This window comes from Burkholderia sp. GbtcB21, from assembly GCF_019091065.1.
In the GTDB taxonomy this organism is placed as follows: Bacteria; Pseudomonadota; Gammaproteobacteria; order Burkholderiales; family Burkholderiaceae; genus Burkholderia; species Burkholderia pyrrocinia_C.
In genome coordinates, this window is sequence record NZ_JAGXKA010000015.1 from 137,348 (window position 1) to 162,264 (window position 24,917).

The following is a 24,917-nucleotide window of genomic DNA, read 5'->3' on the forward strand; positions in this document are numbered from 1 at the left end:
CGAAAGAAAATGGGGGCCGGACGCCGATTGGCTGCCCCGCAAAACGCTTGATTATAGGGCAAACCGGCTGGTGGAGCCGGCGCAGAAGGCGCGCGGCCCGAAGCTTGCGCGCGCCGGCTGGCGCGGCAGGCTCCGGTCGGACAGCGTCAATGTCGCTCGGCGCCTTCGATGAGCGCGTCGACGCCATAGGCGCGCGCGAGGCTGGCGAGCTTCGGGGGGAGATTGAGGATGTCGAGGGTCGCGCCGCGCGATTTGGCGGCGCGTTGCCATGCAAGCAGCACGGCGAGCGCGGACGAATCGAACTGCGTCAGCGCCGCGCAATCGACGGCGGTCGCACCCGTGCCGATGCGCGCAAGACCGTCCGCGAGCGCGGACTTCGCGCTCGCGACGGTCAGCGAGGAGCCGGCTTCGAAGCCGCTCACGACGCTTGCTTGCCGGAGGCAAGCTGCTGGTTGCGCTGCGTCAGGAACTGGATCAGGCCGTCCACGCCGCTTTGCTGGATCTTCTCGTTGAACTGCTGCTGGTACGTCTGGATCAGCCACGCGCCGAGCACGTTCAGGTCATACACCTTCCAGCCGTTCGACGACTTGTACAGGCGGTAATCGATCTGGACCGGCTGGCCGTTGTTCATCGCGACCGTCTTGACCACGACGTCGGTATCGGCCGGATCCGCGCGGAACGGCGGGTACTGGATCTGCTGGTCCGGCTTCAGCTGCGCGAGCGCGCCCGAATACGTGCGGATCAGCAGCAGCTTGAACTGCTCCTGAATCTGCTGCTGCTGCTCGGCCGTCGCCGTGCGCCAGTTGCGGCCCATCGCGAGCTGCGTGGTGCGGCGGAAATCGGTGTACGGCAGGATGTCCTTGTTGACGATCGTAATGATGCGATTGGTGTCGCCCTGCTTGATCGTCTGCTGCTTGACTTCGTCGAGCACTTGCTGCGTCGCCGTCTTGATCAGCGCCTGCGGGTTCGACTGGTCGACTTGCGCGTGAGCTGCGCCGCCGAACGAGAACAGCGCCGCGAAAACGGGGATCAGGAACAGTTTTTTCATCATAGTGACCTGCATGAATGAGTCGATGCAAAGATTGGAGAAGGTAGCTTACGCGCAAGTTCGCGTGCGCTACCGACTGAATCGTTTCCGGCTGTAACGAATGTAAATCCGTCAGTGCAGCCGGATGCTCGGGAAGCGGAACCCGCCCGGAGACGGCGGCGCCACCTGCATCGCCGGCACGTTCGTTTCGCTGGCCGGGTTCGGCGAAACGGCCGCGCCCGATGCCGGGGCAGCAACCGCCGTGCCCGATGCGCCCGCCGGTGCCACCGCACCACCCACCGCCGCTGCACCCGCCGAACCGGCCGCGCCGGCCGCCGCCGGTGCCGCGCCGTCGTCCGGCAGGTCGTACTTCGGCAGCGCATCGTTGCTTGCCGTCGAGCCTGCCTCGCCGCGCGCGTTGTCGATCAGCATCTGGCGGCGCTGCAGGTACGCGTTGCGCACGAACGAATACTTGTCGAGCGCCGCGGCGTCCAGCACGTCGCCCGCGCCGAGCAGGTTCGAGCGCGTGTTGACGAGATTCACGCCGAACAGGCCCCAGCTCAGGCCGTCCGGCTTCACATAGGTCAGCGGGTTGCCGACGTAGTCGACACCGAGGCCGGCCGTGTCGCGCACCGTGCTCGGGCCGAGCAGCGGCAGCACGAGATACGGGCCCGACGGCACGCCGTAGCGGCCCATCGTGACCCCGAAGTCGGCCGTGTGTTTCGGCAGCTTCGCGATCGTCGCGACGTCGAACAGGCCGCCGACGCCGAACACCGTGTTGATCACGACGCGCATGATGTCGCCGACGCCGTCCGCGATCCGCAACTGCACGATGTTGTTGGCGGCGACGTAGACGTCGCCGATGTTCGAGAAGAAGTTCGTCACGCTGTCGCGCACCGGCTGCGGCACGACCTTCTGGTAACCCTGCGCGACCGGCTTCAGCGCGTACGTGTCGACCGTGTCGTTGAACTTGTACATCGTCCGGTTGAAGCCTTCGAGCGGATCGCCCTTGGTCGGCGTCTGCACGGTCGCGCAACCGCTCAACGCGGCGACTGCCGCCACCGCGAGCGCGGCGTGCCTGATGCGGATCGTCTGCATGGTCATTCCCCTCTTGTATTCTCTCGTGTGGTTATTGCGCTGCCGAACCGGACGCGGCGGACACGGCGGACGCCGGCACCGCCACCGGAGCGGGCGCGGCCGACGCGCCGGCTGCCGGCTTCGCGCCGCCCGCATCGGCGGCCTTGCTGTACAGGAACTGGCCGATCAGGTTCTCGAGCACGATCGCCGACTGCGTCATCGTGATCGTGTCGCCTGCCTTCAGCATTTCGGTGTCGCCGCCCGGATCGAGGCCGATATATTGCTCGCCGAGCAGGCCCGACGTCAGGATCTTCGCCGACGAATCCTTCGGGAACTGATACTGGCCGTCGACATCGATCGTCACGAGTGCCTGGTAGGTATTCGTGTCGAAGCCGATCGACTTCACGCGGCCGACCACGACGCCGGCACTCTTCACGGCCGCGCGCGGCTTCAGCCCGCCGATATTGTCGAATTTCATCCTCACCGCATAGGTCGGCTGAAACGACAGCGAGCTCATGTTGCCGACCTTCAGCGCCAGGAACAGCACCGCAAGGAAGCCCACCACCACGAACAGGCCGACCCAGAAGTCGAGAGCAGTCTTTTTCATCGTCATCCCAAAATATGGCTTGGCTGAGGCCTAGCTGAACATCAGCGCGGTCAGCAGGAAATCGAGGCCGAGTACGGCGAGCGACGCGAACACGACCGTCTTGGTGGTCGCGCGCGACACGCCCTCGGGCGTGGGCTTCGCTTCATACCCCTGGTACAGCGCAATGAAGGTCACGGCGAACCCGAACACGATGCTCTTCAGCACGCCGTTGCCGACGTCGGCCCAGACCTCGACCCCGCCCTGCATCTGCGACCAGAACGCGCCCGGATCGACGCCGATCAGCACGACGCCGACGAAGTAGCCGCCGAGCACGCCGACCGCGTTGAAGATCGCGGCCAGGAACGGCATCGCGATGATGCCCGCCCACATGCGCGGCGCGATCACCGTCTTGATCGGGTCGACCGCCATCATCTCGAGCGCGGTGAGCTGCTCGCCGGCCTTCATCAGGCCGATCTCGGCGGTGAGCGACGTGCCCGCCCGGCCCGCGAACAGCAGCGCGGTGACGACCGGCCCAAGCTCGCGCACGAGCGACAGCGCGACCAGCAGGCCGAGCGCCTGCTCGGATCCGTAGCGGTTCAGCGTGTAATACCCCTGCAGGCCGAGCACGAAGCCGACGAACAGCCCCGACACGGCAATGATCACGAACGAATAGTTGCCGAGGAAGTGGATCTGCTTCGTGACAAGCCGCGGCCGGCGCAGCAGCGGGAAGAATTCCAGCACGAGGCGCACGAACAGGCGCGTGCCGTAGCCCGTGCGCTCGAGGCCGCCGATGACGTAACGTCCGATCGCGCTGATCATGCGCGCCCTCCGCCGAGCCCGAAATCCGCTGCAAGCGGCGGGCTCGTGTAATGAAATTTGAACGGGCCGTCCGGCGCGCCGTCGATGAACTGCCGCACGCTCGGGTCGGTCGACGCGCGCAGCTCGTCGGGCGTGCCCTGCGCGAGCACGCCGCCGTTGGCCAGGAAATACACGTAGTCGGCGATCGCGAACGATTCCGGCACATCGTGCGTGACGAGGATCGACGTCGCGCCGAGCGCCTGGTTCAGCGTGCGGATCAGGTTTGCGGTGATGCCGAGCGAGATCGGATCGAGGCCCGCGAACGGTTCGTCGTACATGATGAGCTGCGGATCGAGCGCGATCGCGCGCGCCAGCGCGATGCGGCGCGCCATCCCGCCCGACACCTCGGACGGCATCAGGTCGCGCGCGCCGCGCAGGCCGACCGCGTTGAGCTTCATCAGCACGAGGTCGCGGATCAGGTCTTCGGGCAGGTCGGTGTGCTCGCGCAGCGCGAACGCGACGTTCTCGAACACCGGCATGTCGGTGAACAGCGCGCCGAACTGGAACAGCATGCCCATCTTGCGGCGCAGCGCATACAGGCCGTCGCGCGTTTGCGCGCCGACATCGGCGCCGTCGAACAGCACCTGGCCACGGCGCGCGCGCACGAGGCCGCCGATCAGGCGCAGCACGGTCGTCTTGCCGCAACCCGACCCGCCCATGACCGCGACGACCTGCCCGCGCCCGAAACGCAGGTTCAGGTTGGACAGGACGAGGCGGTCGCCGTAGCCAAAGTCGACATCGCGAAGTTCCAGCAGGGTCTCGGTAGGAGTGGGGCTCACGGAGCTGACAGTCCTTTTACGCAGAACGCCGAATTATAGGGCCTGCATTGGAATGATGTCGTGACGCCGTTCCGGGCCCTGCGGTCAATGATTGTCAAATTGTCCGGGAAAACATTGCTGCAATGCAATAAGCGCTGTCCGATAGTCGGCTGCTCCCGTGACCGCACTGACCACCGCGACGCTGCCGACGCCCGTCGCCAGCACGTCCGGCAGCCTGTCGAGCCCCACTCCGCCGATCGCGACGAGCGGCGTCCGCGCGCCCGCGAAGCGCGCGTAGCGGGCAATCCGTGCGAGGCCCTGCGGCGGCGCGGCAACGGCCTTGGTCGCGGTCGCGTACACGGGGCCGAGCGCGAGATAGCTCGGGCGCTCGTGCAGCGCCCGCAATATTTCGTAATAACCATGGCTCGACAGCCCGAGCCGCAGGCCCGCGCGCGCGATCGCGGCCAGATCGGCCGTCTCGAGGTCTTCCTGACCCAGATGAACGCCGTACGCACCTTCATCTGCAGCGATCTTCCAGTGATCGTTGATGAACACGCGCGTATCGGGATAACGACGCCCGGCCGCGACCGCGCGCGCGATTTCCCGGCGCAGCGCGTCCGGCGCCGCACCTTTCACGCGCAGTTGCACGGTCCGCACGCCGCAATCGAGCACGCGTTCGACCCATTCTGCGTCGGGCACGACCGGATAGAGGCCGAGCTGCGCCGGGCATGGCGCGAACGCGGGCTCGGGCGCGGCCGGCAGCCCGGCGACGCGCGGGAACCGCGCGGCGTCGACCGGCCACGCGTCGGCCGCGCGCGTCTCGTCGCCGTCGCGCCACGCCAGCGCGAGCACCAGTGCGTCGACCGGCGCAAAGCCGCAATCGAGGAATGCGGCGAGCGCCGCGATCCAGTCGTCCGCGAGCGGATGCGCGGCGTCGAGCGCGTAGCGCGCGCCCGCCGCATGCAGCACCGCGCCCTGCTCGTCGAATTCGATCGCGACCGCATCGGGCGACGCCGGCCGCGACGCGGCCGACGCGCGCGCCTGCGCGGTGCGGTCGCCGGCCGACACGATCAGCACGTCGCCGTCGGCCGGCATGTCGGGCGCCGCCATGCAAAGCCGCCACGGTGCCGCAGTGCCCGGCCAGTCGCCGAGCCGTGCGCGAATCCGCTCGGCCGCTTCGGCCAGTTCGTCGGCCGGCGGCCAGAATGTGTCGGCGAAACGCGCGCTCATGCGCCGCCCCCGTCCTGGTGCCAGAACGGCATCCCGACGACCGGCGTGCTCGCGTGCGCGGTTTCGCGTGCGTCCATCGGCCCGGCGAGATACGCGGCACGGCCGGCCTCGACGCCCTGCGCAAACGCGCGCGCCATGATCTCGGGGTGCGTGGCCTGCGACACGGCCGTGTTCAGCAGCACGCCGTCGAAGCCCCACTCCATCACCTGGCACGCGTGCGACGGCACGCCGAGCCCCGCGTCGACGATCAGCGGCACGTCGGGCAACCGCTCGCGCAGCACGCGCAAGCCGTACGGGTTCACAACGCCCTTGCCCGTGCCGATCGGCGCGCCCCACGGCATCAGCGCCTCGCAGCCGACGTCGAGCAGGCGCCGGCCGATCACGAGATCCTCGGTGCAGTACGGCAGCACCTTGAAACCGTCCTTCACCAGTTGCGCGGCGGCCTCGATCAGCCCGACCGGGTCGGGCTGCAGCGTGTAGTCGTCGCCGATCAGCTCGAGCTTGATCCAGTCGGTGCCGAACACCTCGCGCGCCATGTGCGCGGTCGTCACGGCCTCGGCGACGGTCTGGCAGCCGGCCGTGTTCGGCAGCAGCGGCACCGCGTGGCGCTTGAGCAGGTCGAAGAAGCCGGCTTCGGCCGTGCCGCCCGTCATCTGGCGGCGCAGCGCGACCGTCACCATCCCCGGCCGCGACGCGGCGATCGAATCGGACAGCGACTGCAGCGACGGATAGCGCGACGTGCCGAGCAGCACGCGGCTCGCGAAGGTTTCGCCGTACAGCGTCAGCGCGTCGGCGGATGTGAGGGACGTCATGTCGTTTTCCTGGAAATGCGGGGACGAACCGGCGGCGCTCAGCCGCCCGCGACGGGGTGCACGACGTCGAGCTTGTCGCCCGCCGCGAGCGCGCGCGCCGCATGCTGCGTGCGCGCGACGAAGTTGCCGTTCAGCGCGACCGCGTACGGCGGACGCGCGCCGTACGCGGCGAGCGCGTCGGCCACCGTCGCGCCGTCGGGCAGCGTCAGGGTCTGTTGGTTGATCTGGATATCCATGAGGCTTGGTCGGATTCGGTCGGCGGCGCGCGTCAGGCCGGCTGGCGCGCGTCGTTGCGGTGATGAAGGAGCGTCGGCCAGCGCGCGGCAGCGCGCCACGCGGCAAACGCGTCGGCATCGCCGAACGCGCCGCCGAGTGCGGCTTCGGCGAACGCCGCCGCCGCGTGCGCGACTTCCGGCGCGATCATGAAGCCGTGCCGGTACAGGCCGTTGACGGCGAGCGTCGACGCGCCGTCCCAGATCACCGCCGGGCGATGATCGGGCAGCGTCGGCCGGCACTGCGCATTGAGTTCGAGGATGCGCGCCTCGCCGAACGCCGGATGCACGGAGAACGCCGCGCTCAGCAGTTCGAGCGCGGAGCGCACGCTGACGGGCGACATGTCCTCGCCCTCCACCTCGGTCGCGCCGATTACGTAGAGATCGTCCTGCTTCGGCGCGATATACAGCGGATAGCGCGGATGCAGCAGCCGCACGGGCCGGGTGAGCCCGATGCCGGGCGCATGCACGCGCGCGACTTCGCCGCGGATGCCGCGCAGCGCGGGCAGCGCGGATTTCGCGCCGAGCCCGCGGCAATCGATCGTGAAATGCGCGGCGGGCAGGTTCGCGTCGTCGATCGCGACGTGCCAGTGCAGCTCGACGCCGCGCTCGGCGAGGCCCGCCGCGAGCGCGCGCAGCGCCTGACGGTTGTCGAGCTGGCCTTCGCGCGGCAGCAGCAGGCCGCGCGCGAAGCGGCCCGCGAGCGCGGGCTCGGCCGCATCGACCTGCGCGCCCGCGAGCGTCACGAAGCCGCCGTCGAACAGGTCGGCCGGCGCGTTCGCGCGCACCCGCCGCTCGAACAGCGGCGCCTCCGCGCGGTCCGCGTGATGCCAGACGACGAGCGTGCCGTGATGCTGGAAGAACACGGGTTCGGGCAGCTCGGCGAGCCATTGCGGCCAGCGTGCGAGGGAAGCTGCGCCGAGCTCGGTGATCAGCAACTCCGCGCTCGCCGCTTCCGCGAGCGGCGCGAGCATCGCGGCCGCGATCCACGCGGCCGACTGCTCGCCATCCGGGCCGCCGCGCTCGTAGAGCGCGACGCGATGCCCGTCGCCCGCGAGCCGCCATGCGATCAGGCGGCCGACGAGACCGCCGCCGAGCACCACGAAATCGGGCCGTGCTGGCCGTGAATCCTGGACGTTCATCGCGCACGCTCCTCGCGAACCGCGTAGGTGCGCACGACGAACGTCGACGCGCACGCGCCGTCCCGTGCGAACGCACGCGACATCGGGCCGGGAGCCATGCAAAAGACTGAAGATTGTGCGGTCATCATTCCTTCCGTAACGCGCAATGCGCGTACCCAAAGGACGAAACCGGCAGCAAAGGCCGGCCGGGCGGGACTCGGGCGCTGACCATGTGGGATGGCAGCCAGCGCGGCCCGGCGGGATCAGAAACTTCCCTCGCCGGTATTACCCGGATCGGGTGCGAAGGGTCTTTCTCAGCCTCGCCGCACCGCGCTGAACTTCCGCCGGCCGCATGCAAAGCACCCCTGTTTCGTCGTCGGCCATTAGACCATAAAAGCGGAAAGCGCCGCAAACTGTCCCCCTGCGGCAAATTCGCCGGAGCGCTGCGCCGCTCTGGCACAATGCCCGCAGGCCGGCCGCGCGAGCGGCCGGTTGCCGCGTCACCGCCGGCCCTTAAGCGCCGTTTAAGACGCGCGGGCGACCATCCGCAACGCCCGCCGTCAGTCGGCGCCTCGCCCCGGCATGCCGTATCGCGGCGCGCGCCCGGCTTCGCCCGACCCGCGCGCCGGCTACTCATCAGGAAGCACATGACCCAATCGATCGACCCCGTCCGCTCCGCCGCCTCCGACGCGCCGCAGGACGAGCGCCCGGTATCCGCATGGAGCCTCATCAAGCCCTACTGGGTATCGTCCGAATGGAAAATCGCGTGGGGGCTGCTGGTCACGATCATCGCGATCAACCTCTGCGTGGTGTGGATCAACGTCCGGCTGAACAAGTGGAACGCCGAGTTCTACAACGCGCTGCAGTCGAAGGACGTCCACGACTTCCCGCACCTGCTGATGCAGTTCTCCGCGCTCGCGTTCGCGTTCATCATCCTCGCGGTGTACGGCCGCTACCTGCGGCAGATGCTCGGCTTCCGCTGGCGCCAGTGGCTCACCGACCGTTTTCTCGGCCAGTGGCTCGGCGATCGCGCGTTCTACCGGATCGAACGCGACCGCCTCGCGGACAACCCCGACCAGCGGATCACCGACGACCTCCAGTCGTTCTCGACCACGACGCTCGCGCTGTCGCTCGACCTGCTGTCGACGGTCGTCACGCTCGTGTCGTTCATCACGATCCTGTGGTCGCTCGCCGGTGCGCTGACGTTCACGCTCGGCGCCACGCCGATCTCGATTCCCGGCTACATGGTGTGGGCGGCCGCGCTGTACGCGGTGGTCGGCTCGCTGATCATCCAGAAGGTCGGCCATCCGCTCGTGTCGATCAACTACCAGCAGCAGCGCGTCGAGGCCGATTTCCGCTTCGGGCTGATCCGCGTGCGCGAGAACGCCGAGCAGATCGCGTTCTACGACGGCGAGAAAACCGAGACCGGCAACGCGCAAAACCTCTTCATGCGCATCCGCGACAACTGGTGGCGCGTGATGAAGTACACGAAGCGCCTCACGTTCGTGCTGAGCTTCTACGGGCAGATCGCGATCATCTTCCCGCTCGTCGTCGCCGCGCCGCGGTACTTCGCGGGCGCGTTCTCGTTCGGCGTGCTGATGCAGATCTCGTCCGCGTTCGGCACCGTCAGCGATTCGTTCTCGTGGTTCATCAACAGCTACTCGACCCTCGTCGAATGGCGTGCCACCGTCAACCGTCTGCGCGAATTCAAGCGCGTGATGGGCACGTCGCACCTGAAGGAAAGCCTGTCGCCCGCGACCGAGCACGGCGGCATCAACCTGCACTACGTCGACGCGGCCAAGCTGTCGACGTCGTCGCTCAAGCTCGCGCTGCCGAACGGCAACGCGCTCGCGGAGATCGGCAACGTCACGATCGAGCCGGGTTCGCGCTGGCTCGTGATCGGCAAGTCGGGTTCCGGCAAGAGCACGTTCATGCGCGCGCTCGCGGGCCTGTGGCCGTTCGGCGACGGTGCGATCGACGCGCCGGTCGGCGCGCGGATGATGTTCGTGCCGCAGACGAGCTATTTGCCGATCGGCACGCTGAAGGCCGCGCTCACCTATCCGGCGACGCCCGACACGTTCAGCGACGACGCGTGCCGCGACGCGCTGCGCGCATGCCGCCTCGAGGATTACGTCGAGCGCCTCGACGAAACCGCGCACTGGACACGCGTGCTGTCGCCGGGCGAGCAGCAACGCCTTGCCGGCGCACGCGTGCTGCTGCACAAGCCCGACTTCCTGTTCCTCGACGAAGCGACCAGCGCGCTCGACGCCGACAACGAGGCACGCCTGTACCACCTGTTCGCCGAACGGCTGCCGAAAGCCGCGATCGTCAGCATCGCGCATCGCGAGTCGCTGGCCGCGTTCCACGTCGGCACGATCAACGTCGAGCGCGTAAACGCCGGCGACAAGGTGGCTGCGTGAGCGCACGCGCCGCGCACATCGTGCGGATCGTGCTGATCACCGGCGCAGGCTCGGGGATCGGCGCGGCGCTCGCGCGGCGGCTCGCGGCGCCCGGCATCGCGCTGGCGCTGCACGCGCGCGGCGCCGACGAGGCGGCACGGGCCCGGCTCGCCGAAGTCGAACGCGCCTGCACGGCGGCCGGCGCGCAATGCATCACGCTCACCGGCGATCTCGCCGCGCCGGGCGTCGCGGCCACGCTCGTCGACGCAACCGCCACGCGCTTCGGCGGGCTCGACCAGCTCGTCGCGAACGCCGGCTTCGCCGCGCGGCAGGCCTTTTCCGATCTTTCCGCGGACACGCTCGCGTCCGCCTTCGCGGCGATGCCCGGCGCGTTCTCCGCGCTCGCGGGCCGCGCGCGGCCGCTGCTCGAAGCGTCGGCCGCGCCGCGGATCGTCGCGCTCAGTTCGTTCGTCGCGCACCGCTACCGCGCCGATGCGCCGTTCGCGGCCACCGCCGCCGCGAAAGCCGCGCTCGAGTCGCTGGTGCGCACCGCGGCCGCCGAATTCGCCGCGCGCGGGATCACCGTCAACGCGGTCGCGCCCGGCTTCACGCGCAAGGACCACGGGCCGAGCGCCGGCAACGCCGCCGCGTGGGCGCAGGCCGAACAGGCGACACCGCTCGGCCGGATCGCCGAACCCGACGACGTCGCTGCATTGATCGCGTTCCTGCTGTCGGACGCGGCGCGGCAGATCACCGGCCAGGTCATCCACGTAGACGGCGGCCTGACGCTCTGAAGCGGCATCGCCCCCTCCTTCCCGTCTACCCGCTTTCCCGCACGAACCTGCATCGGCCTTTTTGGCCGGCCGCATCGCGACCGTAAAATAACCGCCACGCGGCAGCGCGATACGAGACGAGAGGGGGCGGCAAGCATGCAGGCATTCCAGTGGTTCAACGAATTGTCGTCGCGCGAGCGCAAGACGCTGTACGCCGGATTCGGCGGCTACGCGGTCGATGCGTTCGACTTCATGATCTACTCGTTCCTGATCCCGACGCTAATCGCCACGTGGGGAATGACGAAGAGCGAGGCCGGGATGATCGCGACGAGTTCGCTGATCTCGTCGGCAGTCGGCGGCTGGGCAGCCGGCATCCTCGCCGACCGCTACGGCCGCGTGCGCGTGTTGCAGTGGACGATCGCGACGTTCGCGCTGTTCACGTGCCTGTCCGGTTTCACGCATTCGTTCTGGCAGCTGCTCGCGACGCGCACGCTGCAGGGCTTCGGTTTCGGCGGCGAATGGTCGGTCGTGACGATCATGATGGCCGAGACGATCCGCTCGCCCGAGCATCGCGCGAAGGCCGTCGGCACCGTGCAAAGCAGCTGGTCGTTCGGCTGGGCCGCGGCCGCGATCCTGTACTGGGCGTTCTTCGCGCTGCTGCCCGAGCAGGTCGCGTGGCGCGCATGCTTCTGGATCGGCATCGTGCCCGCGCTGTGGATCCTGTACATCCGCCGCAACGTCAGCGATCCCGACATCTACACGGCCACGCGCCGCGCCCGCGACGAAGGCCGCGTGTCGGGCCACTTCCTCGAGATCTTCTCGCCGCCGCACCTGCGCGCGACGCTGTTCGGCAGCGCGCTGTGCACCGGGATGCTCGGTGGCTACTACGCGATCACGACGTGGCTGCCCACCTACCTGAAAACCGTCCGCCACCTGTCCGTGTTCAACACGAGCGGTTATCTCGTCGTGCTGATCGTCGGCTCGTTCGTCGGCTACGTGGTCGGTGCGATCCTGTCCGACCGGCTCGGCCGCCGCGCGTCGTTCATCCTGTTCGCGATCGGCTCGTTCTCGCTCGGCATGGCGTACACGATGCTGCCGATCACCGATACCGCGATGCTGCTGCTCGGCTTCCCGCTCGGCATCGTCGTGCAGGGGATCTTCGCGGGCGTCGGCGCGTATCTGTCGGAGCTGTATCCGGGTGCGATCCGCGGCTCGGGCCAGGGCTTCTGCTACAACCTCGGCCGCGGGCTCGGCTCGTTCTTCCCGATCCTCGTCGGCTCGCTTTCGCAATCGATGTCGCTCGTGAAGGCGATCGGCCTCGTCGCGGGCGGCGGCTACCTGCTCGTGATCGTCGCCGCGCTCGTGCTGCCGGAAACGCGCGGCAAGTCGCTCGTCGACGATCCGGCCGTCGCGTCGTGAGCGCCCTCTTCGTTCCGGAAACCGCATGCACGTGATCGTTCTCGGCGCCGGCGTGATCGGCGTCACCACCGCGTGGCACCTGCGCGAAGCTGGCTGCGACGTCACCGTGATCGAGCGCGAGGCCGACGTCGCACAGGCGACGAGCCTCGGCAACGCGGGCGTGATCGCGCCCGGCTACGTGACGCCGTGGGCCGCGCCGGGAATGCCCGGCAAGATCCTCAAGTACCTGTTCAAGCCCGCTTCGCCGCTGATCTTCCGGCCGACGCTCGACGCCGCGCAGTGGCGCTGGATCGCGCGCTGGCTGCGCGAATGCGAGTTCGAGCGGTTCCGCGTGAACAAGCAGCGCATGCAGCGCATCGCGTATTACAGCCGCGCGTGCCTGCATGCGTTTCGCGACCGTTATCCGTTCGACTACGGCGCGAGCCGCGGCTACCTGCAACTGTTGCGCGGCGCATTCGACGTCGAGATGGTGCAGCCCGCGCTGAAGGTGCTGCGCGATGCCGGCATCGCGTTTCGCGAACTCGACGCGGCCGGCTGCACGGCGATCGAGCCGGGCCTGCGCTGGGCACGGCAGGCGCCCGTCGGCGGCATCTACCTGCCCGACGACGAAGCCGGCGACTGCGCACGCTTCACGCGCGAACTGCGCGCGCTGTGCGAAGCGAATGGCGTCACGTTCCGCTTTCGCACCGCGATCCGCGCGCTCGACGTCGCCGGCAACAGCGTGCGCGGCGTGAGGATCGATTCACTGGACGAAGGCGCCGCCGCACGAAGTGATGCCCCGCTCGCCGCCGACGCGATCGTCGTCGCGCTCGGCGTCGACAGCGCCGGCCTGCTGCGGCCGCACGGCATCGACGTGCCGCTGTATCCGGTGAAAGGCTACTCGGCGACGCTCGCGGTCGTCGACGATGAAAAGGCGCCACACGCCGCGCTGATGGACGAATCGCTGAAGACGGCGATCACGCGCTTCGGCCCGACGCTGCGCGTCGCGGGCACCGCGGAGCTCGGCAACCGGCACGCGGCGCTGCGGCAGCAGGCGCTCGATACGCTGATGAAGGTGCTCGACGACTGGTTCCCGCACGCGGCCGATCGCGCATCGGCGCGTTTCTGGGTCGGCCGCCGGCCAATGACGCCCGACGGGCCGCCGCTGCTCGGCGCGAGCGGGATCGACGGGCTCTGGCTCAACGTCGGCCACGGCTCGACGGGCTGGGCGATGTCGATGGGTTCGGGCAAGGTGGTCGCGAATCTCGTCACCGGACGCGAGCCGGAGATCGACCTGTCGGGCCTGACGCTCGCGCGCTACGGCCGGTAGGCTCGGCGCCGGGCGACACCGTCGACGCGATGCGCTGGCGCGATACGCGCAGCCATCGCCATGCATCGCGAGCACCGCTCACCGCACCGCCCGGCCGTCCGCCCATGCGATCGGCGCCGATACGATCGGCCGATGCGACACACCCTCGTGCGACAGCCGGCTTTCGAACAGCGTCAGCGCTTCGATGCGCAGCACGACCGGCCGCCCGGGCGCGCCGCCGTGCGCGGGCTGTCCGACCGCGTCGCGCGGCAGCCGCGCGAGCGTCACGTGCGGCCTGAACGGCCGCCGGTCGACCGGCACGCCGAGTTCAGCCAGCAGCGCCGCCAGCCCGGCATTCAGCGCGACGCAGGCCGGATCGGCCTCGAGTTCCGCGACGATCAGCCTCGCGCGCGGCAAGCTCGGCCACCACGCGATCCGCTCGACCGGCAGCAGCGGCAGCGCATGCGCGGCTGCGAGCGCGGGCAGGTGCGCGGCCAGCGCGTCGCACCGTTCCCGTTCGATCGCGCCGATGAACGCGAGCGTCAGGTGCAGTTGCGCGGGCAGCGTGCGCCGCGCACCGCGGGTGACCGGCAACGCGTGCAGTGCGTCGCGCGACGCCGCATCGGGCATCAGCGCGACGAACGCACGGAGCCGGTCGCCGTTCATGACTCGCTCACCGCGGCACGCGGCGCGCTCGCCGCTTCGGCCGAAACCGGACGCTGCGGCAGCGGACCGTGCTCGCCCCACACGTCGGCCGGCAGCACGCGCGCGAGTTCCGGGATCGTGTTGCGCGTGAACACCGGATCGGCGATACCTGCCGCGCGCTGGCGGCGATAGTCGGCCCACGCGGCGTGCGCATACTTGCCGAGCGCGAGGATCGCGATCAGGTTGATGATCGCCATCAGCCCCATGCTCGTATCGGCCATCGCCCACACGAGCGGCAGTTGCCCGACGCTGCCGAACATCACCATCCCGAGCACCGCGACGCGAAACAGCGGCAGCACGCCGCGCCGCTTCGTGATGAATTCGACGTTGCCTTCCGCATACGCGTAGTTGCCGATCACCGACGAGAACGCGAGGAAGAAGATCGCGACAGCCATGTAGATGCCGCCCCAGTCGCCGACGTGGCTCGAGATCGCGCGCTGCGTGAGCGCCGCGCCTTCCATGCCGGTGCCGAGCTCATACTGGCCCGACAGCAGGATCACGAACGCGGTCGCGCTGCAGATCACGATCGTGTCGACGAACACGCCGAGCATCTGGATCAGCCCCTGCGTGACGGGGTGCCGCGTGCTCGCGGTCGCGGCCGCGTTCGGCGCGCTGCCCATCCCTGCTTCGTTCGAGAACAGCCCGCGCTTCACGCCGATCGCGATCGCCTGGCTGACCGCATATCCCGTCAGGCCGCCCGCCGCCTGCTCGAGGCCGAATGCGCTCTTCACGATCAGCGCGATCACGTCCGGCACCAATGCGATGTGCGTCGCGACCGCGTAGACCGCGAGCCCGAGATAGCCGATCGCCATCAGCGGCACGATCACCTGCGCGACCGTCGCGATGCGGCGGATGCCGCCGAAGATGATCGGCGCGCTCAGCAGCACGAGACCGAGGCCGACCGTCTCGCGGCTCCAGCCGAATGACGTATGGAACGCATCGGCGATCGCATTGGCCTGCACCGCGTTGAACACGAAGCCGAACGCGAGGATCAGCGACAGCGAGAACAGCACGCCGAAGCCGCGCGAATGCAGGCCGGTCTGGATGTAGTAAGCGGGGCCGCCGCGATAGCTGCCGTCCGGGTGCGACACCTTGAAGATCTGCGCGAGCGTCGCCTCGACGAACGCGGACGACATCCCGACCAGCGCCGTCATCCACATCCAGAAGATCGCACCCGGCCCGCCGACCGTCAGCGCGACCGCGACGCCGGCGATGTTGCCGGTGCCGACGCGGCTCGCGAGCCCGGTCGCGAACGCCTGGAACGACGAGATGCTGCCCGGCTCGCCCTTGCTGCCGACCAGTTTCATGCTGAGGAACAGCGCCTTCAGCTGGATCATCCGGAACCGCACCGTGAACCACGCACCGGCGCCGAGCAGCAGCGCAATCAGCACGTAGTTCCACAACACGCCGTTGACGGCGTCGATCAGCCCATGCACGAATGCTTCCATCCAGAGTCCTTGTAAATAGAGTCAGTCACATGCGACCACCGCGAACGCGGCCCGAGGGACGACATGATATGACAGTTTTCAAGGATTATTACAAAACGAAAGGATATGAGATGTCGAGAAATCGCGGCTGGATGTCATCAGGTTAGACGACGCTTCGCGAAATTGCGTGTTGTCGGCGCGACCATACAACCGAACTTGGCCGCAGGTTCGCTCACTCGGCTGGAAAATCCGGACGTCGAAATATCTTTCGGATGCCGCTCGCCCGACACCAAACCGGACACCGTTCCGGATCGCCGAAACGGGGTGCGAGGGGGATTCAACTTCACCGACCAGAACAATCTCCGGACGCGCTCATGATCTCGACCTTCACTCGCCACGCCATTCGTCTCGTACTGATTCTCGGCGCTTCAGCCATCGCGCTCGTCGTGTTGTTCCTCGTCGTCGGGACTGCCAGATACGAGCGGGACGACGGCTATTGTCCCGACGCCTCCGTCGCGGAACTCGAGGCGAAAATTCTCACGTTCGTCAAAGTGCACGGCATCGATCCGGACGCAATCGAATTCGCCGGCACGCCCCGCTACCATGCCGACAAGCTCGGCTGGTGGGCATTCGATCTGAAGTCGCGCGAAGCAAGCTACGTGGCTACGATCGATTGCGAGCATCGCGTCACGGGCTTCGGGAAGATTCAAATGTTTCCGCTCAACCCGGCAGCGCCGATGCAATGACGTCGCTCGCCGGCCGGCATCGAACCGCATGCGGTCGGTCCATCGCCGCCCGCCGGCCCCACAAAAAAACCGGGCGCCCTTTCGGACGCCCGGCTCTCGTCGAAACCCGCTCGTGGTATTCAGCTCAGCGCGGCAGTTCCGAATGCCCCATCAGGTACGCATCGACCGAGCGCGCGCACTGGCGGCCTTCGCGGATCGCCCACACCACGAGCGACTGGCCGCGACGCATGTCGCCTGCCGCGAACACCTTGTCGACCGACGTGTAGTACGAACGATCGCCTTCGGTCGCCGCACGCGCATTGCCGCGCGCGTCCTTCGCGACGCCGAACGCGTCGAGCACGGGCGCTGCCGGCTGCGTGAAGCCCATCGCGAGCAGCACGAGATCGGCCTTCATCTCGAACTCGGAGCCCGGCACTTCCTGCATCTTGCCGTCCTTCCACTCGACGCGCACCGCGATCAGCTTCTCGACCTTGCCGTTCTTGCCTTCGAGACGCTTCGTCGCGACCGCCCAGTCGCGCTCGCAGCCTTCCTCGTGCGACGACGACGTACGCAGCTTGATCGGCCAGTACGGCCACACCAGCGGCTTGTTTTCCTCTTCCGGCGGCTGCGGCAGCAGTTCGAACTGCGTGACCTGCTTCGCACCGTGACGGTTCGACGTGCCGACGCAGTCCGAACCCGTATCGCCGCCGCCGATCACGATCACGTGCTTGCCCTTCGCGAGCAGCTGGTCGACGAGCTTGTCGCCCGCGTTCACGCGGTTCTGCTGCGGCAGGAAGTCCATCGCGAAATGAACGCCCGCGAGCTCGCGGCCCGGCACCGGCAGGTCGCGCGGCGTTTCCGAACCGCCGGCGATCACGACCGCGTCGAATTCTTCCTTCAGCGTGTCCGGCGAAATGGTTTCCTTCGCGAGGCTGCCGATCGACTCGGGCAGCGGATCCTTGCCGATGAACACGCTGGTGCGGAACGTCACGCCTTCCGCTTCCATCTGGCGCATGCGGCGGTCGATCAGCCACTTCTCGAGCTTGAAGTCGGGAATCCCGTAGCGCAGCAGGCCGCCGACACGGTCGTTCTTCTCGAACACCGTCACGTCGTGGCCCGCGCGCGCGAGCTGCTGCGCGGCGGCGAGGCCCGCAGGGCCCGAGCCGACGACGGCAACCTTCTTGCCCGTCTTGTGCGCGGCCGGCTCAGGCTTCACCCAGCCTTCCGCCCAGGCCTTGTCGATGATCGCGTGCTCGATCGACTTGATGCCGACCGGGTCTTCGTTGATCCCGAGCGTACACGCGGCCTCGCACGGCGCCGGGCAGATGCGGCCCGTGAATTCCGGGAAGTTGTTGGTCGAGTGCAGGACTTCGATCGCCTGCTGCCAGTCCTGGCGGTAAACGAGATCGTTGAAGTCCGGGATGATGTTGTTGACCGGGCAGCCGTTGTTGCAGAACGGGATGCCGCAATCCATGCAGCGCGCGCCCTGGACCTTCGCGTCCGCGTCGGTCAGTGCCGCGACGAATTCCTTGTAGTGCTTCACGCGCGTGAGCGGTGCTTCGTACGCCTCGTGGCGGCGTTCGAACTCCAGAAAACCGGTTGCCTTGCCCATAAGGTGCTCTTCTGTTCGGTGTATCGGGTGGGGGAGCCGCGCGCGGCAATCATGCGCGCGCGGCATTCGCTATGTCGTTCGTCGCTCAGGCGGCCAGCACTTCCTTCGCCGCCTTCTTCGCACCGATCTCGCCCAGCGCGCGCTTGTATTCGTGCGGGAACACCTTCACGAACTGGCGGCGCGCCGCGTCCCAGTTTTCCAGCAGCGACTTCGCGCGCGGCGAACCCGTGAACTGGAAATGACGCTCGACGAGCCCCTTGAGCAGCGCTTCGTCCGTCGTGCCTGCGTGCCAGAGTGCGCGATCGACCGTGCGCTCCTGCTCGGCCTGCTGCAGCACCGGCTCGAGCGCGACCATCGACTTGTTGCACTTCGCCGCGAACATGCCTTCCGGATCGTAGATGTACGCGAGGCCGCCCGACATGCCGGCCGCGAAGTTGCGCCCCGTCTCGCCGAGCACGACGACCGTGCCGCCCGTCATGTATTCGCAGCCGTGGTCGCCCGTGCCTTCGACGACCGCCGTCGCGCCCGAATTGCGCACGCAGAAGCGCTCGCCCGCGACGCCTCGGAAGAACGCTTCGCCTTCGATCGCGCCGTACATCACCGTGTTGCCGCAGATGATGTTTTCCTCGGACTTGCCGCGGAAGTCGTTGGTCGGCCGGATAATGATCCGGCCGCCCGACAGGCCCTTGCCGACGTAGTCGTTGCCGTCGCCGACGAGATCGAGCGTCACGCCCTTCGCGAGGAACGCGCCGAAGCTCTGGCCGGCCGTGCCCTTCAGCTGGATGTGCACCGCGTCGTCCGCCAGGCCGTCATGGCCGTGCTTCTTCGCGATCACGCCCGACAGCATCGCGCCGACCGTGCGGTTCACGTTGCGCACCGGCTGGATGAACGACACATGCTCGCCGTTCTCGATCGCGGCCTTCGCCTTCTCGATCAGCACGTGGTCGAGCGCGCGCTCGAGGCCGTGATCCTGCACGTCGACGTGACGCGGCGCGACGTCCTCGCACTCTTCCGGCTGGTAGAACACGCGCGAGAAGTCGAGGCCCTTCGCCTTCCAGTGCTCGACACCCTTGCGCGTATCGAGCAGGTCGGCGCGGCCGATCAGGTCGTCGAACTTCGCGATGCCGAGCTGCGCCATGATCTCGCGCACTTCCTCGGCAACGAAGAAGAAGTAGTTCACGACGTGCTCGGGCTGGCCCTTGAACTTCGCACGCAGCACCGGATCCTGCGTCGCGACGCCGACCGGGCACGTGTTCAGGTGGCACTTGCGCATCATGATGCAGCCTTCGACGACGAGCGGTGCCGTCGCGAAGCCGAATTCGTCCGCGCCGAGCAGCGCGCCGATCACGACGTCGCGGCCCGTCTTCATCTGGCCGTCGGCCTGCACGCGGATGCGGCCGCGCAGGCGGTTCAGCACCAGCGTCTGCTGCGTTTCGGCGAGGCCGAGTTCCCACGGCGTACCCGCGTGCTTGACCGACGACAGCGGCGATGCGCCCGTGCCGCCGTCATGGCCGGCGATCACGACGTGATCGGCCTTCGCCTTCGCGACACCGGCCGCGACCGTGCCGACGCCCACTTCCGATACGAGCTTCACCGAGATGCTCGAGCTCGGGTTCACGTTCTTCAGGTCGTGGATCAGCTGCGCCAGATCCTCGATCGAGTAGATGTCGTGGTGCGGCGGCGGCGAGATCAGGCCGACGCCCGGCACCGAATAGCGCAGCTTGCCGATGTATTCGGACACCTTGTGGCCCGGCAGCTGGCCGCCTTCGCCCGGCTTCGCGCCCTGCGCCATCTTGATCTGGATCTGGTCGGCCGACGCGAGGTACTCGGCGGTGACGCCGAAGCGGCCCGACGCGACCTGCTTGATCTTCGAGCGCAGCGAATCGCCGTCCTTCAGCGGAATGTCGCTGACAATCTCGTCGCCGATCACCGACTTTAGCGTCTCGCCCGACTTGATCGGAATGCCGCGCAGTTCGTTGCGATAGCGCTTTTCGTCCTCGCCGCCTTCGCCGGTGTTCGACTTGCCGCCGATCCGGTTCATCGCGATCGCGAGCGTCGCGTGCGCTTCGGTGCTGATCGAGCCGAGCGACATCGCGCCCGTCGCAAAGCGCTTGACGATGTCCTTCGCCGGTTCGACTTCGTCGATCGAAATCGCCTTCGCCGGCGACACCTTGAACTCGAACAGGCCGCGGAACGTCATGTGACGCTTGGTCTGGTCGTTGATCAGGTGCGCGTATTCCTTGTACGTCTGGTACGAGTTGCTGCGCGTCGCGTGCTGCAGCTTCGCGATCGAATCCGGCGTCCACATGTGGTCTTCGCCGCGCACGCGGTACGCGTACTCGCCGCCCGCGTCGAGCATGTCGCGCAGGACCGGGCTGTCGCCGAACGCGTCGCGGTGCAGGCGGATCGCCTCTTCCGCGACTTCGAACAGGCCGATGCCGCCGACCTTCGACGCCGTGCCCTTGAAGTACTTCTCGACGAGGTCGCTCGACAGGCCGAGCGCTTCGAAGATCTGCGCGCCCGTGTACGACATGTACGTCGAGATGCCCATCTTCGACATCACCTTCTGCAGGCCCTTGCCGACCGCCTTCGTGAAGTTGTAGACGGCCTTCTCCGGCGACAGGTCGCCCGACAGGCCCTCGGCCATCTTCGCGAGCGTTTCCATCGCGAGGTACGGGTGCACGGCTTCCGCGCCGTAGCCCGCGAGCAGCGCGAAGTGGTGCGTTTCACGCGCGGAGCCCGTTTCGACGACGAGGCCGGTGCTCGTGCGCAGCCCTTGCTGCACGAGGTGCGTGTGGATCGCCGACGTGGCGAGCAGCGCCGGAATCGCGACGTGCTCGGCGTCCGTCTTGCGGTCCGACACGATCAACATGTTGTAGCCCGACTTCACCGCGTCGACGGCTTCCGCGCACAGCGACGCGAGGCGCGCCTCGATGCCTTCCTTGCCCCACGCGACCGGGTAGCAGATGTTCAGCTCGTACGCGCTGAACTTGCCGCCCGTGTACTGGTCGATCGCGCGGATCTTCGCGATGTCCTTGAAGTCGAGCACCGGCTGCGACACTTCGAGACGCATCGGCGGGTTGATGTTGTTCGTGTCGAGCAGGTTCGGCTTCGGGCCGATGAACGACACGAGCGACATGACCATGTTCTCGCGGATCGGGTCGATCGGCGGGTTCGTGACCTGCGCGAACAGCTGCTTGAAGTAGTGATAGAGCGTCTTGTTCTTGTTCGACATCACCGCCAGCGGCGAGTCGTTGCCCATCGAACCGACGGCCTCTTCGCCCTGCAGCGCCATCGGCGCCATCAGGAACTTCAGGTCTTCCTGCGTATAGCCGAACGCCTGCTGGCGGTCGAGCAGCGCGGCGCCCTGCGTGCGGCCGGCCGCGACTTCCTCGGCCTTCGGCTCGATCTCGTCGAGCTTGATGCGCACGGCGTCGATCCAGCTCTTGTACGGCTTCGCGTTCGCGAGGTTGTCCTTCAGTTCCTTGTCGTCGATGATGCGGCCGTGTTCCATGTCGATCAGGAACATCTTGCCCGGCTGCAGGCGCCACTTCTTGACGATCTTCGATTCGGGGATCGGCAGCGTGCCGGCTTCCGACGCCATGATGACGAGGTCGTCGTCCGTGACGATGTAGCGCGCCGGGCGCAGGCCGTTACGGTCGAGCGTCGCGCCGATCTGGCGGCCGTCGGTGAACGCGATCGCGGCCGGGCCGTCCCACGGCTCCATCATCGCGGCGTGGTATTCGTAGAACGCGCGGCGGTTCTCGTCCATCAGCGTGTGCTGTTCCCACGCTTCCGGGATCATCATCATCACCGCGTGCACGAGCGGGTAGCCGGCCATCACCAGCAGTTCGAGACAGTTGTCGAACGATGCGGTGTCCGACTGGCCCGGGTAGATCAGCGGCCACAGCTTCGGCAGATCGTCGGCGAGCACGTGCGACGCGATCGCGCCGGTACGCGCGTTCAGCCAGTTCACGTTGCCCTTCACGGTGTTGATCTCGCCGTTGTGCGCGATCATCCGGTACGGGTGGGCCAGTTCCCACGCCGGGAACGTGTTGGTCGAGAAGCGCTGGTGCACGAGCGCGAGCGCCGACACGACGCGCGCGTCCTGCAGGTCGCGGTAATACACGCCGACCTGGCCGGCCAGCAGCAGCCCCTTGTAGACGACCGTGCGCGCCGACATCGACGGCACGAAGTATTCCTTGCCGTGCTTGAGCTTCAGCGCCTGGATGCGGTGGCTCGCCGTCTTGCGGATCACGTACAGTTTCCGCTCGAGCGCGTCCGTCACCATGATGTCCTTGCCGCGGCCGATGAAGATCTGGCGGATCAGCGGCTCGCTCGCCTTCACGGTCGGCGAAATCGGCATCGCATGGTCGACCGGCACGTCGCGCCATCCGAGTACGACCTGGCCTTCGGCCTTCACCGTGCGCTCGAGCTCCTGCTCGCACGCGAGACGCGACGCGTTTTCCTTCGGCAGGAAGATCATCCCGACCCCGTATTCGCCGGCGGGCGGCAGCATCACGCCCTGCTTCGACATTTCCTCGCGATAGAACGCGTCCGGAATCTGGATCAGGATGCCCGCGCCGTCGCCCATCAGCGGATCGGCGCCGACCGCGCCGCGGTGATCGAGGTTCTCGAGGATCTTCAGACCCTGCTGGATGATCTCGTGGCTCTTCTTGCCCTTGATGTGAGCGACGAAGCCGACGCCACAGGCGTCGTGTTCGTTTTGCGGGTCGTACAGACCTTGTGCGGCGGGCACCGCGGCGAGCGGCTGCTGGTGGTCGTTCATGGGGACACCGTCGTAAAGGGGGCCTGGAGGGCCGTTGAACCGTTTTGTTGTTGCCGTCGATCCCGCTCCCGACGGGAGACGGCGCGGCCGACAGTGGGTGGGCATGCTTCGCCCGGGCCACCGGAATTCGGAATATACGCGACGAATCAAAGGAATAGCAACAAAAACCGCTTGATCGAACCCCAATTAAACGGATGCTTCGATCTGGTGCCGTTTTATTGGGGCCGCATCATTTTGGTGCAAAAAGAAGCGGCGCCCGCAGCGCCGCCTCTCGATCGCCGATCCCGCGTTATTGCTGGATCGGCGGCGTGTTCTCGCGCACCTTTCTGGGGCGTCCGCGCGGCAGCGGCGACACGCGCCGGTTCGCGGTGCGCGCCGCCCACTCGCGGTAGTTCTCGCCGCCGAGCACCCAGCCCTTCAGCGTCGCCTGCTGCAACTGGTCGGCCTGCCGCTCGTCGAGCGGCTGCTCGCACAGCTCCTTGTACGCACGCTGGCGGTCGAACGGCGTGTTGCCGAGCGCCCAGTAGAGCGGATGGTCGGTGATCAGGCTGTCGACGGTGAGCCCGACGTGATGCCGGTAGCTCGACCAGCGATAGGCTTCGGGCGTCGTGACGAGCTGCGAGCGCACCGGGCTCATCTCGACCACGCGGCTCGCGAGCAGGAAATAGCGCTCGCCTTCGATCACGGTCGCGCGATAGCGGCCTTCCCACAGGGTGCCGCGCCGCGAATAGCGCCGGTTGAAATGCGCGACGTAGCGGCGACCGACGGCCTGCATCGCTTTCGGCAGGCTCGCCTCGTCGCTCGGCGTCACGAGGAGTTGCACCTGGCGCGGCAGCAGCACATAGGCATGCACCGACAGGTGATGATCGCGCGCGGCGGCCTTCAGGCAATCGATGAAGAGTTCGTAGTCCTGGTCGTCGACGAACGCGGGTTGCTGATCCAGGCCGCGCAGTATCACGTGCTGCGGCTGGTCGGGAACGTAGAGTCGTGCTAACCGTGCCATGCTGAATGTCCGTTTGAACGCGTTAGGAAATACCCGGAGGTCCGAAAATGCGCACCTGCGTAGAATGCCCGTCCTGTCGGTGCGCGGATACGTACGGTCGTACTAATCCTAGGGTGAAAACTCTAACTTACGAGCTTGTTTGGTTTTAAACGCAGTCGTCATAATGAGCACGCCTTTGATCGGAGGAGACACAATGAAACGAAAACTGGCCATTACGGGGGCCGCAGCGCTCGCATTCACGTTTGCGGGCGGTACGGCACACGCACAATCCGCAGGTGATTTCTACGTCAGCACCGGCTGGCTCCACCTGTCGCCGCAGGACAGCAGCGACCCGCTGTTCGTGTACCGCGTTGGCGGCACGCCCATCAACCAATCGATTCCCAACACGGGCGCCGGCATCAACGACGCCGACACGCTTGGGCTCGCAACTGGCTACTTCGTCACCGACCACATCTCCACCGAGCTCGTTATGGGGATACCGCCGAAGTTCGACATTACCGGCAAGGGTCAGTTCGAAAAGTTCGGCGTACTCGGCCGTGCGTACCAGTGGAGCCCCGCCGTATTGCTTCGCTACCACTTCAACGACGCCAACGCGAAGTTCCGTCCGTATGTCGGCGTCGGCGCGACGTATGTCTGGTTCACCGGCGCAAAGATCACGAACGGCACGTTCGAGAACGGCGTGCTCGGCGGCCCGACCAGCGCAACGACCAGCAACCAGTGGGCGCCCGTCTTCAACGCCGGCTTCTCGTACAACTTCACGAAACACTGGTTCGCAGGCCTGTCGATCTCGTACATCCCGGTCAGCGTGACCGCGACCTTCACGACGGCCCGCCGGACGCCGGTCGGCACCCTGACCGAAACGTCGAAAGCGAAGATCTCGCTCAACCCGATCGTCACGTATCTGAACGTCGGCTACCGCTTCTAAGCGTAGTCGAATATTTGGGGAATGGTTAATCCTGCTGCAATTTGTAGCGGAATTTTCGTGACGTAATGTCTCCACGATGCAAAACGCCCCGGCGGGATTCCCGTCGGGGCG

21 protein-coding genes and 1 riboswitch are annotated in these 24,917 nt (G+C 67.4%); of the genes, 6 read left to right on the top strand and 15 right to left on the bottom strand.

Annotation, left to right across the window (positions count from 1 at the left end; translation table 11 throughout):
* Positions 1 to 146: 146 nt before the first annotated feature.
* The 10 genes from KVT39_RS28380 to KVT39_RS28425 form a co-directional block, all read right to left on the bottom strand.
* Positions 147 to 422 (bottom strand): lipid asymmetry maintenance protein MlaB, encoded by a 276-nt coding sequence (locus tag KVT39_RS28380; protein ID WP_105391634.1) that lies wholly within the window; start codon positions 420 to 422, stop codon positions 147 to 149.
* Positions 419 to 1,048: a phospholipid-binding protein MlaC gene (locus tag KVT39_RS28385; RefSeq protein ID WP_034183742.1), complete on the bottom strand. Its 630-nt coding sequence runs from the start codon at positions 1,046 to 1,048 to the stop codon at positions 419 to 421. The genes KVT39_RS28380 and KVT39_RS28385 overlap by 4 nt, the downstream gene beginning before the upstream one ends.
* 111 nt (positions 1,049 to 1,159) lie before the next feature.
* Positions 1,160 to 2,125, bottom strand: coding sequence for a VacJ family lipoprotein (locus tag KVT39_RS28390; RefSeq protein ID WP_034183741.1), 966 nt, complete (start codon positions 2,123 to 2,125; stop codon positions 1,160 to 1,162).
* A gap of 31 nt (positions 2,126 to 2,156) precedes the next feature.
* Complete coding sequence (mlaD, locus tag KVT39_RS28395; protein WP_034183643.1) at positions 2,157 to 2,717, bottom strand: outer membrane lipid asymmetry maintenance protein MlaD; 561 nt, start codon at positions 2,715 to 2,717, stop codon at positions 2,157 to 2,159.
* Between the two features lie 24 nt (positions 2,718 to 2,741).
* Positions 2,742 to 3,509 (bottom strand): lipid asymmetry maintenance ABC transporter permease subunit MlaE, encoded by a 768-nt coding sequence (gene mlaE / locus KVT39_RS28400; RefSeq protein WP_034183642.1) that lies wholly within the window; start codon positions 3,507 to 3,509, stop codon positions 2,742 to 2,744.
* A complete protein-coding gene (locus KVT39_RS28405; RefSeq protein ID WP_217590716.1) occupies positions 3,506 to 4,327 on the bottom strand; it encodes an ABC transporter ATP-binding protein in 822 nt (273 codons plus the stop codon). The genes mlaE and KVT39_RS28405 overlap by 4 nt, the downstream gene beginning before the upstream one ends.
* An 84-nt stretch (positions 4,328 to 4,411) precedes the next feature.
* Positions 4,412 to 5,536, bottom strand: coding sequence for a thiamine phosphate synthase (gene thiE / locus KVT39_RS28410; RefSeq protein ID WP_217590717.1), 1,125 nt, complete (start codon positions 5,534 to 5,536; stop codon positions 4,412 to 4,414).
* Positions 5,533 to 6,348: a thiazole synthase gene (locus KVT39_RS28415; RefSeq protein ID WP_034183640.1), complete on the bottom strand. Its 816-nt coding sequence runs from the start codon at positions 6,346 to 6,348 to the stop codon at positions 5,533 to 5,535. The genes thiE and KVT39_RS28415 overlap by 4 nt, the downstream gene beginning before the upstream one ends.
* A 38-nt stretch (positions 6,349 to 6,386) precedes the next feature.
* Positions 6,387 to 6,584, bottom strand: a complete 198-nt coding sequence (gene thiS, locus KVT39_RS28420) for a sulfur carrier protein ThiS (protein ID WP_027783340.1) — start codon at positions 6,582 to 6,584, stop codon at positions 6,387 to 6,389.
* A gap of 32 nt (positions 6,585 to 6,616) precedes the next feature.
* Positions 6,617 to 7,762: an FAD-dependent oxidoreductase gene (locus KVT39_RS28425; RefSeq protein WP_217590718.1), complete on the bottom strand. Its 1,146-nt coding sequence runs from the start codon at positions 7,760 to 7,762 to the stop codon at positions 6,617 to 6,619.
* A 233-nt stretch (positions 7,763 to 7,995) separates the two neighbouring features.
* A riboswitch (TPP riboswitch) is annotated at positions 7,996 to 8,118 on the bottom strand.
* A gap of 270 nt (positions 8,119 to 8,388) precedes the next feature.
* Here KVT39_RS28425 and KVT39_RS28430 point away from each other — a divergent pair.
* From KVT39_RS28430 to KVT39_RS28445, 4 genes are all read left to right on the top strand, one after another.
* On the top strand, positions 8,389 to 10,161 hold the full coding sequence (locus tag KVT39_RS28430; RefSeq protein WP_034183638.1) for an ABC transporter ATP-binding protein/permease: 1,773 nt from the start codon (positions 8,389 to 8,391) through the stop codon (positions 10,159 to 10,161).
* Positions 10,158 to 10,934, top strand: coding sequence for an SDR family oxidoreductase (locus KVT39_RS28435; protein ID WP_217590719.1), 777 nt, complete (start codon positions 10,158 to 10,160; stop codon positions 10,932 to 10,934). Before KVT39_RS28430 ends, KVT39_RS28435 begins: the two co-directional genes overlap by 4 nt.
* A gap of 135 nt (positions 10,935 to 11,069) precedes the next feature.
* Positions 11,070 to 12,332, top strand: coding sequence for an MFS transporter (locus KVT39_RS28440; RefSeq protein WP_034183636.1), 1,263 nt, complete (start codon positions 11,070 to 11,072; stop codon positions 12,330 to 12,332).
* On the top strand, positions 12,313 to 13,641 hold the full coding sequence (locus KVT39_RS28445; protein WP_368858937.1) for a D-amino acid dehydrogenase: 1,329 nt from the start codon (positions 12,313 to 12,315) through the stop codon (positions 13,639 to 13,641). The genes KVT39_RS28440 and KVT39_RS28445 overlap by 20 nt, the downstream gene beginning before the upstream one ends.
* Positions 13,642 to 13,719: 78 nt before the next feature.
* Here the strand turns inward: KVT39_RS28445 and thpR are convergent, their stop codons facing one another.
* Both thpR and KVT39_RS28455 read right to left on the bottom strand, forming a co-directional pair.
* Positions 13,720 to 14,286: an RNA 2',3'-cyclic phosphodiesterase gene (gene thpR / locus KVT39_RS28450; protein WP_034183634.1), complete on the bottom strand. Its 567-nt coding sequence runs from the start codon at positions 14,284 to 14,286 to the stop codon at positions 13,720 to 13,722.
* On the bottom strand, positions 14,283 to 15,773 hold the full coding sequence (locus tag KVT39_RS28455) for a sodium:alanine symporter family protein (RefSeq protein WP_217590721.1): 1,491 nt from the start codon (positions 15,771 to 15,773) through the stop codon (positions 14,283 to 14,285). Before KVT39_RS28455 ends, thpR begins: the two co-directional genes overlap by 4 nt.
* A gap of 353 nt (positions 15,774 to 16,126) precedes the next feature.
* Between KVT39_RS28455 and KVT39_RS28460 the strand changes: the two genes are divergently transcribed.
* Entirely contained in the window at positions 16,127 to 16,498 is a 372-nt protein-coding gene (locus KVT39_RS28460; protein ID WP_105391641.1) for a hypothetical protein, read from the top strand.
* 124 nt (positions 16,499 to 16,622) lie between these two features.
* Here KVT39_RS28460 and KVT39_RS28465 read toward each other — a convergent pair whose 3' ends face one another.
* The 3 genes from KVT39_RS28465 to KVT39_RS28475 form a co-directional block, all read right to left on the bottom strand.
* Positions 16,623 to 18,089, bottom strand: a complete 1,467-nt coding sequence (locus KVT39_RS28465) for a glutamate synthase subunit beta (protein ID WP_034183631.1) — start codon at positions 18,087 to 18,089, stop codon at positions 16,623 to 16,625.
* A gap of 85 nt (positions 18,090 to 18,174) precedes the next feature.
* Positions 18,175 to 22,878: a glutamate synthase-related protein gene (locus tag KVT39_RS28470; RefSeq protein WP_217590722.1), complete on the bottom strand. Its 4,704-nt coding sequence runs from the start codon at positions 22,876 to 22,878 to the stop codon at positions 18,175 to 18,177.
* 289 nt (positions 22,879 to 23,167) lie between these two features.
* The gene (locus KVT39_RS28475; RefSeq protein ID WP_217590723.1) at positions 23,168 to 23,881 is read right to left on the bottom strand and encodes a transposase; all 714 of its coding nucleotides are present in this window, start codon (positions 23,879 to 23,881) and stop codon (positions 23,168 to 23,170) included.
* A gap of 193 nt (positions 23,882 to 24,074) precedes the next feature.
* Between KVT39_RS28475 and KVT39_RS28480 the strand changes: the two genes are divergently transcribed.
* A complete protein-coding gene (locus tag KVT39_RS28480) occupies positions 24,075 to 24,806 on the top strand; it encodes an OmpW family protein (RefSeq protein WP_034183629.1) in 732 nt (243 codons plus the stop codon).
* Positions 24,807 to 24,917 lie beyond the last annotated feature (111 nt).

What these genes read in the sequence shown, in the direction of transcription:
- KVT39_RS28385 (WP_034183742.1), bottom strand. Translation starts at nt 1,048, where the DNA reads ATGAAAAAACTGTTCCTGATCCCCGTTTTCGCGGCGCTGTTCTCGTTC.
- KVT39_RS28390 (WP_034183741.1), bottom strand. Translation starts at nt 2,125, where the DNA reads ATGCAGACGATCCGCATCAGGCACGCCGCGCTCGCGGTGGCGGCAGTC.
- mlaD (WP_034183643.1), bottom strand. Translation starts at nt 2,717, where the DNA reads ATGACGATGAAAAAGACTGCTCTCGACTTCTGGGTCGGCCTGTTCGTG.
- mlaE (WP_034183642.1), bottom strand. Translation starts at nt 3,509, where the DNA reads ATGATCAGCGCGATCGGACGTTACGTCATCGGCGGCCTCGAGCGCACG.
- thiE (WP_217590717.1), bottom strand. Translation starts at nt 5,536, where the DNA reads ATGAGCGCGCGTTTCGCCGACACATTCTGGCCGCCGGCCGACGAACTG.
- KVT39_RS28415 (WP_034183640.1), bottom strand. Translation starts at nt 6,348, where the DNA reads ATGACGTCCCTCACATCCGCCGACGCGCTGACGCTGTACGGCGAAACC.
- thiS (WP_027783340.1), bottom strand. Translation starts at nt 6,584, where the DNA reads ATGGATATCCAGATCAACCAACAGACCCTGACGCTGCCCGACGGCGCG.
- KVT39_RS28425 (WP_217590718.1), bottom strand. Translation starts at nt 7,762, where the DNA reads ATGAACGTCCAGGATTCACGGCCAGCACGGCCCGATTTCGTGGTGCTC.
- KVT39_RS28430 (WP_034183638.1), top strand. Translation starts at nt 8,389, where the DNA reads ATGACCCAATCGATCGACCCCGTCCGCTCCGCCGCCTCCGACGCGCCG.
- KVT39_RS28440 (WP_034183636.1), top strand. Translation starts at nt 11,070, where the DNA reads ATGCAGGCATTCCAGTGGTTCAACGAATTGTCGTCGCGCGAGCGCAAG.
- thpR (WP_034183634.1), bottom strand. Translation starts at nt 14,286, where the DNA reads ATGAACGGCGACCGGCTCCGTGCGTTCGTCGCGCTGATGCCCGATGCG.
- KVT39_RS28455 (WP_217590721.1), bottom strand. Translation starts at nt 15,773, where the DNA reads ATGGAAGCATTCGTGCATGGGCTGATCGACGCCGTCAACGGCGTGTTG.
- KVT39_RS28460 (WP_105391641.1), top strand. Translation starts at nt 16,127, where the DNA reads ATGATCTCGACCTTCACTCGCCACGCCATTCGTCTCGTACTGATTCTC.
- KVT39_RS28465 (WP_034183631.1), bottom strand. Translation starts at nt 18,089, where the DNA reads ATGGGCAAGGCAACCGGTTTTCTGGAGTTCGAACGCCGCCACGAGGCG.
- KVT39_RS28470 (WP_217590722.1), bottom strand. Translation starts at nt 22,878, where the DNA reads ATGAACGACCACCAGCAGCCGCTCGCCGCGGTGCCCGCCGCACAAGGT.
- KVT39_RS28475 (WP_217590723.1), bottom strand. Translation starts at nt 23,881, where the DNA reads ATGGCACGGTTAGCACGACTCTACGTTCCCGACCAGCCGCAGCACGTG.
- KVT39_RS28480 (WP_034183629.1), top strand. Translation starts at nt 24,075, where the DNA reads ATGAAACGAAAACTGGCCATTACGGGGGCCGCAGCGCTCGCATTCACG.